Source organism: Kribbella sp. NPDC055110 (assembly GCF_053607525.1).
In genome coordinates this window covers 13,550-26,821 of record NZ_JBSGTS010000049.1, presented here as the reverse complement: position 1 = coordinate 26,821, position 13,272 = coordinate 13,550, and the positions used below count along the sequence as shown (strand labels likewise).

The following is a 13,272-nucleotide window of genomic DNA, read 5'->3' as shown; positions in this document are numbered from 1 at the left end:
TGAGACGGTGTACGCACAGGCGCGTTCACGCTCAGGTGCACTACCCGGCCACTCGACACCTCCTGTCGAGCGTGCACATCACACCAAGCCCGGCACCACCCTGGAACCCGTCGACCACCCACACGTCAGTCACAAGAGCCGGATATCCCCTGGTGTTGTGGGTTCTCCCCTCTAACACCAACGGAGAAGGCACAACACCGACGGATATCCCCTCCTGTTGGGGTTCTCCCCTGGTGCACCAACGGAGAACCCACGACGCCAGGGGATATCCCCCGTTGGGTGGTCGGTGGGACAGGGTGGGGGCGGGTGGGGAAGCTGTTGGTGACCGCCCACTCGTTGGGCGGAGGGTGGTGTGGACGGGGCGGATTGGGATACGGTTGCCGTCGTTACTTAACCGGTTCGGCTTATCAATCGGCGTTGACCCCAGGGCAGCGGGTGAAGCGCCGCCGACAAGGAGAAACCATGGTCGCAAAGGACCACCTGTCCCTCCAGCTGTACACGGTCCGGGGCAAGCTCGAAGAAGACTTCGACGGCACCCTGGCCCGGATCGCGGAGATCGGCTACACCAAGGTCGAGCCCTTCGGTGTCACCGCCTTCGCGGACCGGCTGGCCGAGGCGCTGCCCAAGCACGGACTCTCGGCTCCGACCACCCACGCCGGCCTGCTCCGCGACGACAGCGCCCCGATCTACGCCGCCGCCGAGCGGCTCGGCATCACCACGGTCATCGACCCGCACACCGACCCGGCGCGCTGGCAGTCGGCCGACGAGATCAAGGTCATCGCCGACGGCCTGAACAAGGCCGCGGTCGAGGCCGCGAGCCACGGCATCACGGTCGGGTACCACAACCACCACTTCGAGCTCGAGTCGAAGATCGGCGGCGTGCACGCGCTGGAGATCCTGGTGGACAACCTGTCCGACGACGTGATCCTCGAGGTGGACACGTACTGGGCCGCGGTCGGCGGCGCCGACGTACCGGCGCTGCTGAAGAAGTTCGGCGACCGGGTCACGGCGATCCACGTCAAGGACGGCGACGGCACCCTGGACAACAAGGCCCAGGTCGCGGTCGGCGACGGCAGCATCGCGGTCCGGGACATCCTGGCCGCTGCGCCGCAGGCGCTGCGGGTGGTCGAGCTGGACGACTTCTCCGGCGAGATCCTCGACGCGGTGGCGGGCAGCTACGCGTTCCTGACCGGAGAGGGTGCACCTGAATGACGGCAGTCGGTGTTGGCGTTGTCGGCGCCGGGGTGATCTCGGACGCCTACATCAAGAGCATGCAGAGCTTTCCGGACCTGAAGGTCGTCGCGATCGGTGACCTGCGGCCGGAGGCGGCCAAGGAGAAGGCCGAGCAGTACGGCATCGAGACCCACGGGGGTCCCGAGGCGGTGCTGAACAACCCGGACGTCGAGATCGTGGTCAACCTGACCATCCCGGTCGCGCACGTCGAGGTGGCCCTCGCGGCGGTTGCCGCCGGCAAGCATGTCTGGAGTGAGAAGCCGTTCTCGCTGGATCAGGAGAGCGGCCTGAAACTGCTGGCGACGGCACAGGACGCGGGCGTGCGGCTGGGTTGCGCACCCGACACGATCCTGGGCCCGGGTCTGCAGGAGTCCCGCCGGATCATCGAGCGCGGCGACATCGGTACGCCGTTGACCGCGCTCACCCTGATGCAGTCCCCCGGTCCGGAGTCCTGGCACCCGAATCCGGCGTTCCTGTTCCAGGAAGGCGCGGGTCCGCTCTGGGACATCGGCCCGTACTACCTGACCACGCTGGTCCAGCTCTTCGGTCCGGTCGCCGCGGTCGCGGGGCTCGGCTCGAAGTCGCGGGAGAAGCGCACCATCGGCTCCGGTCCACTGGCGGGAACCGACTTCGACGTCACCGTGCCGACGCATGTCAGCGCGATCGCGAAGTTCGAGTCGGGTCAGTCGTCGCAGAGCATCTTCAGCTTCGACTCGCCGCTGCCGCGGGCCGGGTTCGTCGAGATCACCGGCTCCGAGGCGACACTCGCCGTGCCGGATCCGAACGGCTTCGACGGTGCGATCAAGATCCGTCGTCGCGGTGCGGAGGACTGGGAGACGATCGCCGAGACGAAGGCGGTCGCGCAGCGCGGTACCGGCGTACTCGAGATGGCGCGCGCCATCCGGGCGGGCCGGCCGCACCGGGCGACCGGGGCGCTGGCGTTCCACATCGTCGACGTGATGGCCTCCATCACCGACTCGATCGACACCGGCACGTTCGTGGACGTGAACAGCACGGTCGAGGTCGCTCCGATCCTGCCGGACGACTGGGACGTCACCGCAGCCACGCTATGACCAACATCCTCCTCGATCCCCGGCGGACCGTCGTGTTCGCCGGGGACTCGGTGACCGACTGCGGCCACCGTACCGACCCCGACGGCCTCGGCAACGGGTACGTCCGCAGCCTGTACGACGATCTCGGCGAAGGCCGGCCGGTGATCGTCAACGCCGGCATCAGTGGCAACCGGGCGGTCGACCTGGCCGCCCGGTGGGCCGCCGATGTGCTGGCCCACGACCCGTCGCTGGTGTCGATCCTGATCGGGATCAACGACACCTGGCGGCGGTACGACGAGGACGACCCGACGACACCTGAGGACTTCGAGGCGTCGTACCGGGCACTGCTCGACCCGCTGTCGTGTCCCGTGGTCCTGATGGAGCCGTTCCTGCTGCCGGTGAAGGACGGGCAGGACGAGTGGCGCGAGGACCTGGACCCGAAGCTCGACGTGGTCCGGAAGCTGGCCGTCGAGTACGGCGCGATCCTGGTGCCGACCGATGTCGAGCTGACCAAGCAAGCCGTGTCCGTCGGAGCGGCAGCGCTTGCCGGCGACGGCGTACACCCGTCCGCAGCCGGACATCGTGCCCTCGCCGATCTGTGGCGACGGTACGTCCTGGACGCCTGACGTTCACCGCTCCTCGTTTCGCGGGGAGCGGTGCTGTTCTACTAAACCGGTTCATCTCTGGAGTCCGACTGTGACATCACTCAAGACCTTCGACCTGACCACCGACGGCGGTGCTGCCTGGACCGTGCAAGCCGTCGACGGTCCGGCGCCTGACGGCCTGATCGGTCGCGCCGTTGCGGCGACCGTGCCGGGCGAGGTGCATCTCGATCTGCTCGCCGCCGGTGAGATCCCGGACCCGTTCGACGGCGACAACGAGTCGCAGCTGCACTGGATCGGCCGGACCCGCTGGAAATTCCAGACAACGTTTCCCTGGGTTGCCGATGGCAACGAGCGGCAGGAGCTGGTGGCCGAGGGTCTGGACACGGTCGCGACGGTCACGCTGAACGGGCAGGAACTCGGCCGGACCGCGAACCAGCACCGCTCGTACCGGTTCGATGTCACCGGCGTACTGGTTGCCGGGGACAACGAGCTGGTGGTCGAGTTCGAGGGTCCGGTGGCGGCGGCCGAGGCGGAGCGGGCGAAGGTCGGTAGCTGGCCGCACACCAACCTGCACCCGTACAACGAGCTGCGCAAGATGGCCTCGAACTTCGGCTGGGACTGGGGTCCGGACGTCGCCACCGCGGGGATCTGGCGACCGATCCGGATCGAGTCCTGGTCCGGCGTGCGCATCAACTCGGTCCGCCCGCTCGCGGGCGCCGACGGTGTCCTCAACACCTTTGTCTCGCTGGTCTGGACCGACACTGCCGCCGAGTACGCGAGCGTCGCCGTGGAGGTCGGCGGCACGACGCAGTACGCGAGCATCAAGCCCGGCACCGACACCGTCGTCCTCACCAACCGGGTCCCCGCGGTAGACCTCTGGTGGCCGCGCGGATATGGCGAACAGCCGTTGTACGACGTGACGGTGACGCTGGCCGACGACACGTGGACGGGCCGGGTCGGCTTCCGGGACATCACCGTGAACGTTGCCCCGGACAACGACGGTACGCCGTTCGTGCTGTCCGTGAACGGCAAACCGATCTACGTCCGCGGCGCGAACTGGATCCCCGACGACGCATTCGTCACGCGGCTGAACGCGGACACGTACCGCGCCAGCATCGAGGACGCAGTCGACGCCGGCATGAACCTGCTGCGGGTCTGGGGCGGCGGAATCTACGAGAGCGAAGACTTCTACGACGTCTGCGACGCGCTCGGAATCCTTGTCTGGCAGGACTTCCTGTTCGCGTGTGCGGCGTACTCCGAGGAGGAGCCACTCTGGAGCGAGGTCGAGGCCGAGGCTCGCGAGGCCGTCACGCGGTTGAGCCGGCACGCCAGCCTCGCGGTCTGGAACGGCAACAACGAGAACATCTGGGGGTACGTCGAATGGGGCTGGCGGGTCCCGCTCGCCGGGCGGCCGTGGGGCGCGGGGTACTACCTCGATCTGCTGCCCAAGATCGTCGCGGAGCTCGACCCACGGACGCCGTACTCGCCCGGCAGCCCGTACTCGTTCGACCAGTTCATCCACCCGAACGACGACCGGCACGGGACGATGCACATCTGGGACGTGTGGAACCAGGTGGACTACACGACGTACCGGAAGTACAAGCCGCGGTTCGTGTCGGAGTTCGGGTTCCAGGGGCCGCCGGCGTGGTCGACACTGACGTCGGTCGTGCACGACTCGCCGCTGGATCCTTACGGCGAGCAGATGCTGGTGCACCAGAAGGCGTTCGAGGGGAACCTCAAGCTGGAGCGCGGTCTTGGCGACCACCTGCCGGCCTGGAAGGACATCGACGACTGGCACTGGACCACGCAGCTGAACCAGGCGCGGGCGGTTGCCTACGGCATCGAGCATTTCCGCAGCCTCTTCCCGCTGAACACCGGCGCGGTCATCTGGCAGCTGAACGACAACTGGCCGGTGGTCTCCTGGGCGGCCGTCGACGGGCACGGGATCCGGAAGCCGTTGTGGTACGCGTTGAAGCGCGTGTACGCCGACCGGCTGCTGACCGTGCAGCCTCGGGAGAACGAGCTGGTAGTTGCCGCGCACAACGACACCGATTCGGTGTGGTCAACCGAGGTGACCATCACTCGACGGTCGATCGTGGGCGACGGGGTGCTGGCGCGGGAGACATTCGGCGTGGAGATCGCGGCTCGGTCGGCGGTGGTCAACGAGCTGCCCGAGTCCGTCACGGTCGCAGAGAGTCCCACGAAGGAGTACCTGGAGGTGCGCGCCGCTGACGGCGTCACGGCGTACTGGTACTTCGTCGAGGACACCGAGCTGCAGCTCGCGGGCAACGCCTACACCGCCGAGGTCACGCCGACCGAGAGCGGGTACGACGTGACGGTCACCGCGACCGCACTGGCGAAGGACCTGGCGCTGTTCCCGGACCGGCTGGATGCGGCGGCGCGGGTCGACTCGGGCCTCGTCACCCTGTCCGCGGGCGAGAGCCACACGTTCCACGTGACGGGCGCTGCCGCTCCGGAGCAGGTCGACGTACCGGTGCTGCGCTCGGCGAACGACCTGCTGAACTGATTTACGTCGAGACCTTGACTAAAGGCGGGGCGGGACCGTTACTTGGGGGTGATACCTCAAGGTCCCGCCCCACCTCGGAGGTCTTGCCGCCATGCGCTTCATCGCCGTCGTCCTGCTGAGTTTCACGTCGCTTCTCGTCGCTCCGGCGACCGCATCCGCGGCATTGCCCGCCTGCCAGCACTTCTACACCGGACCGATCCCCGACCGACCAGTCTCCGGCGGCCACGGCAACGGCACGACAGCACCGCCGTACGACGTCAGCGGCCGGCTGCCTGCGCCGAGCGGGATCAACGGCGGTCTCGGTACGGACGGGAAGGTGACGTTCACGTTCAACCGGGTGGCCGGCGCGAAGGCGTACCGGGCGTTCCGGAACGGGCAGGCGCTGCAGTGGATCAGTGACTGGGGTCAGCCGACGCTGCAGGTCACTGACGCGAGCCCGTGCGACGGTGCGCACTACCAGGTGTACGCGATGACGGCCGAGGACACTGCGGCGTCGTCGATCGGTCAGATCAGTACGTCGTACCGGCTGGATGCCTCGAACCGGTTGGCGTACCGGATGCCGGCCGGGACCACGTTGAACTACCGCGTCTCGGCGTACAACGACGTCGCGCAGACCGCGCTCGGCTACAACGCGGGCACCGGTATCTGCGCTGTGGACGCCCGGATCATCCCGTGGGGTACGCGGCTGTACGTCCCCGGCTACGGCCACTGCTACGCGGCCGACATCGGCAGCTGGATCAAGGACGACATCGTCGACGTGTGGTTCCCGCCAGGCCCGGACGCGGACAACTGGGGCATCCAGCGACTCACACTGACCGTAGAGTGAGGGCGTGACCTGGGGGAAGCGTGTAGCTGTCGGTGCGTTGCTGCTGGCAGCTGTTGCCGGGTGCGGTGACACCAAGCCGACGGCCGGAGTGGTCAGCGAGACACCGCAGCTCCAGCCGACCACGCTCAGACCGTGGAAGCCGGGCAGGCCGACGGCGACGCCGGTCCGGGCACGGCCCGGTGCGTCGAGCAACGCTCAGGTGATGCCGGTACTCGACCACGGGCCGCGGGACAAGAAGCGGGTCGCGTTGACGTTCGACGCCGACCTGACTGCGCTGATGCGTCGCCGGTTGCTGAGCGGCAAGGTGCACTCGTACTACAACAAGCCCCTGGTCGACGAGCTCCGAGCGATGCAGGTGCCGGCCACCATGTTCCTCACCGGGATGTGGATGGAGCAGTACCCCGACATCACACGACAGCTGGCCAACGACCCGTTGTTCGAGCTGGGGACGCATACCTACGACCACCGCGGTTTCACCAAGCACTGCTACACCCTCGGGACAGTGCCGCGCGGTCAGATGCTGGCCGACGTACGGCGGGCCGTCGTGCAGCTGGACCAGCTGGATCCGCACGCCACCAGGTGGTTCCGCTTCCCCGGCGGCTGCTACGACGCCACCGCACTACACGAGCTGGCACCGGCCGGTGTCACAGCAGTCGGTCTGGACGTGCCGGGCGCGGACGGGTTCGCCAAGTCAGCGCAGCCGATCGTCAAGCAGGTCCTGGACCACGTGCAGAACGGGTCGATCGTCGTACTCCACATGCACGGCGGCGACAACGCGCCGTACACCGCCCAAGCAGTAGCCCCCATAATCCGCGAGCTCCGAGCCCGCGGCTACGAACTGGTCACCGTGACGCAGTTGGTCAGTCGACGTTGACTGCTACGTATTTGACGTCCAGGTACTCGTCGATGCCGATGGTGCCGCCTTCGCGGCCGAGGCCGGACTGTTTTACGCCGCCGAAGGGGGCGGCGGGGTTGGAGACGATGCCCTGGTTGAGGCCGATCATCCCCGCCTCGAGGCGTTCGGACACCCGGAGCGCGCGGCTCAGGTCCTTGGTGAACAGGTAGGACACCAGGCCGAACTCGGTGTCGTTGGCCATCCGCACGGCCTCGTCCTCGGTCTCGAACGCCGTCAGCGGTGCGACCGGCCCGAAGATCTCCTCCTTCTGCAGCCGGGCGGTCCGCGGTACGTCGGCCAGCACGGTCGGCTGGAAGAAGTACCCCTTGCCCTCGGCAACTGATCCGCCGGTCAGCGCGCGGGCGCCGTGCGCGATCGCGTCGGCGACGAGGTCGGCCACCTTGTCCCGCTGCAAGCCGTCGATCAGCGGGCCGACGTCGACACCGTCCTCGGTGCCGCGACCGACCTTCAGCGCGGACATCCGCTCGGTCAGGCGGGTCGCGAACTCGTCCAGCACCGACGACTGCACGTAGATCCGGTTGGCCGCCGTACAGGCCTCGCCGCCGTTGCGCATCTTGGCCAGCATCGTGCCTTCGACGGCCTTGTCCAGGTCGGCGTCCTCGAACACCAGCAGCGGCGCGTTCCCGCCGAGCTCCATGCTGGTCCGCAGCACCTGTTCGGACGCCTGCTCGAGCAGCTTGCGGCCGACCGGGGTCGAGCCGGTGAAGGAGAGTTTGCGGGCCCGGCCGTCGCGGATCAGCGGCTCCATCACGCCGCCCGCGTCGTGCGTGGTGACCGCGTTGAGCACGCCGGCCGGGAGCCCGGCCTCGGTCATCAGCTCGGCCAGCTTGAGCATCGACAGCGGCGTCTGCGCGGCCGGCTTGATCACCATCGTGCAGCCGGCCGCGACCGCCGGTCCGATCTTGCGGGCACCCATCGCGGCGGGGAAGTTCCACGGTGTGATCAGCAGGCACGGGCCGACCGGCTGGCGCATCACCAGGAAGCGGCTCGCACCGTTCGGCGCGATCTGGTAGCCGCCGTCGATCCGGACCGCTTCCTCGGCGAACCAGCGGAAGAACTCGGCCGCGTAGGCGATCTCTCCCTTGGACTCGGCGACCGGCTTGCCCATCTCGAGCGTCATCAGCAGCGCGAGGTCGTCGACCCGCTCGGTCATCAGCTGATAGGTACGGCGGAGGATCTCGCCGCGTTCCCGTGGTGCCGTCGCGGCCCATTCGGCCTGCGCGGCGACCGCGGCGTCCAGAGCAGCCATGCCATCGGCCGGGCTCGCGTCCGCCACGTCACAGAGCGTCGTACCGGTGGCCGGGTCCTCGACGGCGAGGGTCCCGCCGCCGTCGGCTGCGACCCACTTGCCGCCGATGAACAACTCGGTCGGACAAGACTCGACGACTTCGCGCTCTCGGGACATGAGCCTGCCTCTCAACTAGTCGGCAGTACCCAGACTAGGCCGTGGCGGTGAGGGGCGGTGCGGACCTCGGGACTGTGCGGACGACCCGGGTCAGGGCGGCTGCGACGTTGCGCAGGATGGATGAGCGGATCAGTCCGTCGAAGGCCAGCGGGACGAGCATGATCTCGTCCGCGGTCGTCGCGGCGACCAGCTCGCCCAGTGCGGCCGCCACGGTCGTACGGGAGCCGACGACGTGCCCGGGATAGTCCAGCAGCCGTTCGGCTCGGCCACGCTCGCGTCCGGTCAGCGGGGGCTCCAGCAACGCCACCAGGTCCCTCGGCGACGTGCGCGGTCCCGCAGCGGCCAGGCGGGCCTGCACCCGGACATACTCCGCGAACCGGATCACCGCCTCCTCGTCCGAGTCCGCTGCCACCACTCCGACCGTGGCAGCGATGTACGGCCGCGTCTTCGGGCCGGACGGCTCGAAGTGCTCGCGGTACGCCGCCATCGCAGCAGCTGTCGTCTCCGCCGCGCAGTGATGCGTGAGAAACAGAGGAAGCCCACGTGCGGCGGCTGTCATCGCAGCAGCCGGGCGATCGGCCAGCACGAACACAGGTGGCGGCTGTCCGGCCAGCGACAGCCGTACGTCGCCTACCGGCGCACGTCCTGGCGTTCCGTCGCCCAGGAAGCCGCACAACTCGTCCAGCCGCTGCGGAAACGTGTCACTCGCGCCGCCGGCGAGTGCAGCCGCAGTACTAGGTGCAACGCTGCTTTGCTCTGCCACACCGAGGTCGATCCGACCCGGGTACGCCGCGGCAAGTGCAGCGAACTGTTCTGCCACGACCAGCGGCTGGTGATTGGTCAGTAGGATCCCGCCGGCTCCCAGCCGGATGCGGTCCGTTCGTGCCGCCAGGACGGCTGCCAGCACCGCCGGTGCGGCACCGCCGACGCCTCGGACACCATGCTGTTCTCCTATCCAGAACCGGCGGTACCCGAGGTCATCAGCGGCCAGTGCGACCTCCGCCGTTTCCCGGAGCGCGGCCGCAGCCGACTGACCGGGCAGCTGCGGTACGACGTCCAGCACAGAGTGAGCCGAGACAGGCAGACCGGGAACGGGTGGAGTGAGCACCAGCCCACCGTCGCAGCGACAGGCCCGATCCGCATGGGGGTTCGGCCCCCAACTTCCCTGCCGCCTGCCCCCATCCGCAGGGGGTGTTTCCGCGGGGTGAATCTGGGTGTCCGGTGCTCTTGTTCCGGACGGTACTGCGCAGGCATCGTTCCGGTCTACCGGCCTGCTGCCACCACGGGCCGTCTATGTGCTGACTACAGCGAAAATATGGGGGCTGAGTACCCATGCCCGCACCCAGGGCTCGGTGGCAGCCTGAGCGCGTGCTCAACTCCGCGATCCGCACCGACCAGCCAGACATCTGGTGGTCCGCGGGCCTGCGGCCGCACGAGCTGATCCACGCCCTCACCCGGTCCGCGCCGGCCTGGGCCGAGTACGTGGAGCGCAGTACCTCTCTCCCACCGAGCGCGCCTGCCGCCGGTCGAGACCCTGCAGGGACCGGTGTCACCGGCGGCCACACTTCAGGTGGGGCGGCCGAGGCAACGGGTGGGTCCGGCACGGACTGGCGGCAGGCGCTCATGCGTTGCCTTGCACCCCTGCTGGATTCGGCCCGCCAGGACCTGGCCGCGGCCGGCCATACCGGAGCCGTCAGCGAGGAGTTCCTGGACCGGCTCGGCCTCCAGCTGGTGAAGCTGGCCGCGCGGACCCTGGTCCTGGAGCTCGCCCGGGCCCGCGACCGCGGCGAGCTGGCCGGTGACACCCCCGCCGCACGTTTCCTGGACTTCACCCACCGGCTGGTCGGAGGGAGCGAGCTGGCGGAGTTCCTGGCCACGTACCCGGTGCTGGCCCGGGTCCTGGGCGAGTCGTGCCGGCAGAGCCTCGAGGGACACCTCGAGCTACTGGCACGGCTCGCCGAGGACCGTGAGTCACTCGTCACCGGACTGCTGGACGGCCGGGACCCTGGTGCCCTGACCGCGATCGAGCCCAGCGGCGACCCGCACCGCGGCGGACGCTGCACCGCGATCCTCACCTTCGCGGACGGCCGGCGGTTGATCTACAAGCCCCGGCCGCTCGAGCTGCATCGGCACTTCAACACCTTCGTGGACTGGCTGAACACCAAGGCATCGCTGGGCATCCGCACGGTCCGGCTGCTCCCCCGTGACGGCTACGGCTGGCTGGAGTACGTCGTCCACGAGGCGTGTTCCGACCCGGCCGGGGTACGGCGGTTCTACCAGCGGCAGGGCGCCTTGCTGGCGTTGCTCTACGTGCTCGACGGCACGGACATGCACCTGGAGAACCTGATCGCCGCGGGCGACCAGCCGGTGCTGGTGGACGTCGAGACGCTGTTCCACCCCAGTCCGGTGCCGGTGTTCGCGTTGACCCTCGATCCAGCGCACCGATCGCTCGTCGGATCGGTGTACCGCACGGCGCTGCTGCCGCTGCTCGTGCCGGGTGAGCACGGTGTCACGGACCTGTCCGGACTGGGCGGGCATCCCGACTCGGTCACCTCCGCGAGCGTGGCCGACTGGGCCGACGCCGGTCTGGACTCGATGCACCTGGTACGGCGACCTGGGCAGACCCGGAGCGCCGCCAACCGTCCGATGCTCGACGGACAGCTGATGGAGCCGCGGGATCACGAAACCGCCCTGCTCACCGGATTCCGGGCCGCGTATGAGGCGATTGCCCGGCACCGTGACGAGTTCCTGGGGACGGACGGGTTGCTCGCGGCCTGTGCTGCCGACCAGATGCGGGTCGTGGCCCGCCCGACCAGCCTGTACCGGAGCCTTTTGGACGAGTCGACGCATCCGGACGCGCTGCGCGACGCGGCGGGCCGCAATCAGCTGCTCGAGCTGCTGTGGGACGCGGACGAGTCGCTGCAGGCGATCGTCCCGTTCGAGCTGGCCGACCTGTGGGCGGGCGACATTCCGCTGTTCACCGCTCGCCCGGACAGCCGGGACGTCTGGGCGTCCGACGGCACGCGTGTTGCCGATGTCCTCGCCACCGAGGGCCTGGCCGCGGTCCAGGCGAAGGTCGCGAGCCTCGACGACATCGACGAGCACCGCCAGACGTGGCTGATCTCCGCATCGCTCGCCGTGCGCCCGGAGCCGATCACGCACGCCGCCACTACCAGCCGGCCACATGTCGGCGCCACCGTACCGGACCCCGAGCAACTCCTGGCCGCGGCCGTGGACATCGCCGACGAGGTCATGGCGCAGGTGGTCAGCGACCCGGGCGGTGCGGCCAACTGGCTCGGCTTCGAACTGCTCGACGACCACCACTGGGCCGTCCATCAGATGGGCGCCGGACTGTCCAACGGCTACACCGGTACGGCGCTGTTCCTCGCGCAGGCCGGCGTACTGACCGGAGCGGACAAGTACTGCGAGTTGGCCCGTGATGCGATCCGTCCGATCCCTCAGTTGCTCGAGGCCCTGGCCGGCGACCCGGAGTCGGCCCGCCTGGTCGGCCCGGGCTTCCACGGGCTCGGAGGGATCAGCTACGGGCTCAACCGGCTGTCCGCGCTCCTCGCCGACCCCGAGCTCGCCAACTGGCTGGCCGCGTCGCTGGAGCTCAGCGAACGGCTCGACCCGGACCCCACCGAATTCCCGTCGTACGCCGAAGGTGCGGCGGGTGGGCTGGCCGCAATGCAAGCAGTGCAAGGCTTTCCGGCCGCCGGCCGACTGGCCGAGCGCTACGCGAATCAGCTGGTGACAGCCGTCGAGAGCGGACTCCGTGGCCGAGTAGCAGCGGCCCACGGCTTCGCTCGCGGCTTCCAGGGAATCGCGTGGTCGCTCGGCCAGTACGGCGAACCCGGCGACCGGTACCTGGACGCGGCTCGTACGGCGGCCGACCTGGATCGCCGCGACGGTCCGGGTGGACCCGGCTGGTGTTCGGGTGACGCGGGAACCGCGCTGGCGCGGGCCGCGACCGGAGTACCCGCGGACCTCGACGCCTATCTGAGGGCCGCAACCGAACGTCCGGTGCTCGCCGATCTGAGTCTGTGCCACGGCGAGCTCGGCGCGGTGGAGCCACTGCTGTGGCTCGCCGCACGTGAGTACCCAGCAACAGAGGCGGCACGACGACGTCGTGCCGGGCTGGTGCTCGCGGCAGTACAGCAGTACGGACCGCAATGCGGGACACCGAACGCCGTACCGTCTCCAGGCCTGCTGACCGGTCTGGCAGGGATCGGGTACGGACTGCTCCGACTTGCGTTCCCCGAGCGGGTTCCGTCCGTGCTGCTGCTCGAACCAACCGCCGGGGCGAGGTGTGGCACAGCACCAGAGCCCACACTGTGACAAGGGGAACAGCATGACCGCCCAGCAGCACCACGATGTTCAGCACCACCAGCCGGCCGACGAGCAGTCCGCAGCGCCGGACCGCACCGATCCGCTCGGACCGATCACGTTGCCGATGCGGCACAAGGTCGGCGCGCGCGCGATGGCCCTCGTCGGAGTCGTCGGCCTGAGCGCGGCGGCAGCCGCCGTCATGGTCCCCAACGGCTGGCCGAACGGCTCCACGTAAGTCCGACGATTCGCCTTGACGACGCCAGCGAACGTTTGACGTAGTGGCCGGCCGCCTCCGGAGGCGGCCCGCCCCCCGCCCAAAAGCCATCGCTGACAACCAACAAAAGTTTAAGGTGGCAAACAATCACACCCCGTAGCCGAC

The 13,272-nt window shown here is 69.0% G+C and carries 10 protein-coding genes; 8 read left to right on the top strand and 2 right to left on the bottom strand.

Annotated features, from left to right (window positions below; genetic code table 11):
* Positions 1–462 precede the first annotated feature (462 nt).
* The 6 genes from ACWF0M_RS37195 (at position 463) to ACWF0M_RS37170 (ending at position 7,117) form a co-directional block, all read left to right on the top strand.
* Positions 463–1,212: a sugar phosphate isomerase/epimerase family protein gene (locus ACWF0M_RS37195; protein ID WP_452240470.1), complete on the top strand. Its 750-nt coding sequence runs from the start codon at positions 463–465 to the stop codon at positions 1,210–1,212.
* The gene (locus tag ACWF0M_RS37190; protein WP_452240469.1) at positions 1,209–2,306 is read left to right on the top strand and encodes a Gfo/Idh/MocA family protein; all 1,098 of its coding nucleotides are present in this window, start codon (positions 1,209–1,211) and stop codon (positions 2,304–2,306) included. Before ACWF0M_RS37195 ends, ACWF0M_RS37190 begins: the two co-directional genes overlap by 4 nt.
* Positions 2,303–2,911 carry an SGNH/GDSL hydrolase family protein gene (locus tag ACWF0M_RS37185; RefSeq protein ID WP_452240468.1) on the top strand — a complete coding sequence of 203 codons (609 nt, stop codon included), beginning with the start codon at positions 2,303–2,305 and terminating at the stop codon, positions 2,909–2,911. The genes ACWF0M_RS37190 and ACWF0M_RS37185 overlap by 4 nt, the downstream gene beginning before the upstream one ends.
* A 70-nt stretch (positions 2,912–2,981) precedes the next feature.
* Positions 2,982–5,417, top strand: a complete 2,436-nt coding sequence (locus ACWF0M_RS37180; RefSeq protein ID WP_452240467.1) for a glycoside hydrolase family 2 protein — start codon at positions 2,982–2,984, stop codon at positions 5,415–5,417.
* Between the two features lie 91 nt (positions 5,418–5,508).
* Entirely contained in the window at positions 5,509–6,243 is a 735-nt protein-coding gene (locus ACWF0M_RS37175; protein ID WP_452240466.1) for a 3D domain-containing protein, read from the top strand.
* A 4-nt stretch (positions 6,244–6,247) separates the two neighbouring features.
* Positions 6,248–7,117, top strand: a complete 870-nt coding sequence (locus tag ACWF0M_RS37170) for a polysaccharide deacetylase family protein (protein ID WP_452240465.1) — start codon at positions 6,248–6,250, stop codon at positions 7,115–7,117.
* Here the strand turns inward: ACWF0M_RS37170 and ACWF0M_RS37165 are convergent.
* Both ACWF0M_RS37165 and ACWF0M_RS37160 read right to left on the bottom strand, forming a co-directional pair.
* Positions 7,104–8,564, bottom strand: a complete 1,461-nt coding sequence (locus ACWF0M_RS37165; RefSeq protein ID WP_452240464.1) for an NAD-dependent succinate-semialdehyde dehydrogenase — start codon at positions 8,562–8,564, stop codon at positions 7,104–7,106. The genes ACWF0M_RS37170 and ACWF0M_RS37165 overlap by 14 nt on opposite strands.
* A 34-nt stretch (positions 8,565–8,598) precedes the next feature.
* The gene (locus tag ACWF0M_RS37160; protein ID WP_452240463.1) at positions 8,599–9,627 is read right to left on the bottom strand and encodes an MsnO8 family LLM class oxidoreductase; all 1,029 of its coding nucleotides are present in this window, start codon (positions 9,625–9,627) and stop codon (positions 8,599–8,601) included.
* 305 nt (positions 9,628–9,932) lie between these two features.
* Here ACWF0M_RS37160 and ACWF0M_RS37155 point away from each other — a divergent pair, with 305 nt between their 5' ends.
* Both ACWF0M_RS37155 and ACWF0M_RS37150 read left to right on the top strand, forming a co-directional pair.
* On the top strand, positions 9,933–12,902 hold the full coding sequence (locus ACWF0M_RS37155) for a type 2 lanthipeptide synthetase LanM family protein (RefSeq protein WP_452240462.1): 2,970 nt from the start codon (positions 9,933–9,935) through the stop codon (positions 12,900–12,902).
* Between the two features lie 13 nt (positions 12,903–12,915).
* Entirely contained in the window at positions 12,916–13,128 is a 213-nt protein-coding gene (locus ACWF0M_RS37150; RefSeq protein ID WP_452240461.1) for a hypothetical protein, read from the top strand.
* Positions 13,129–13,272: the final 144 nt, after the last annotated feature.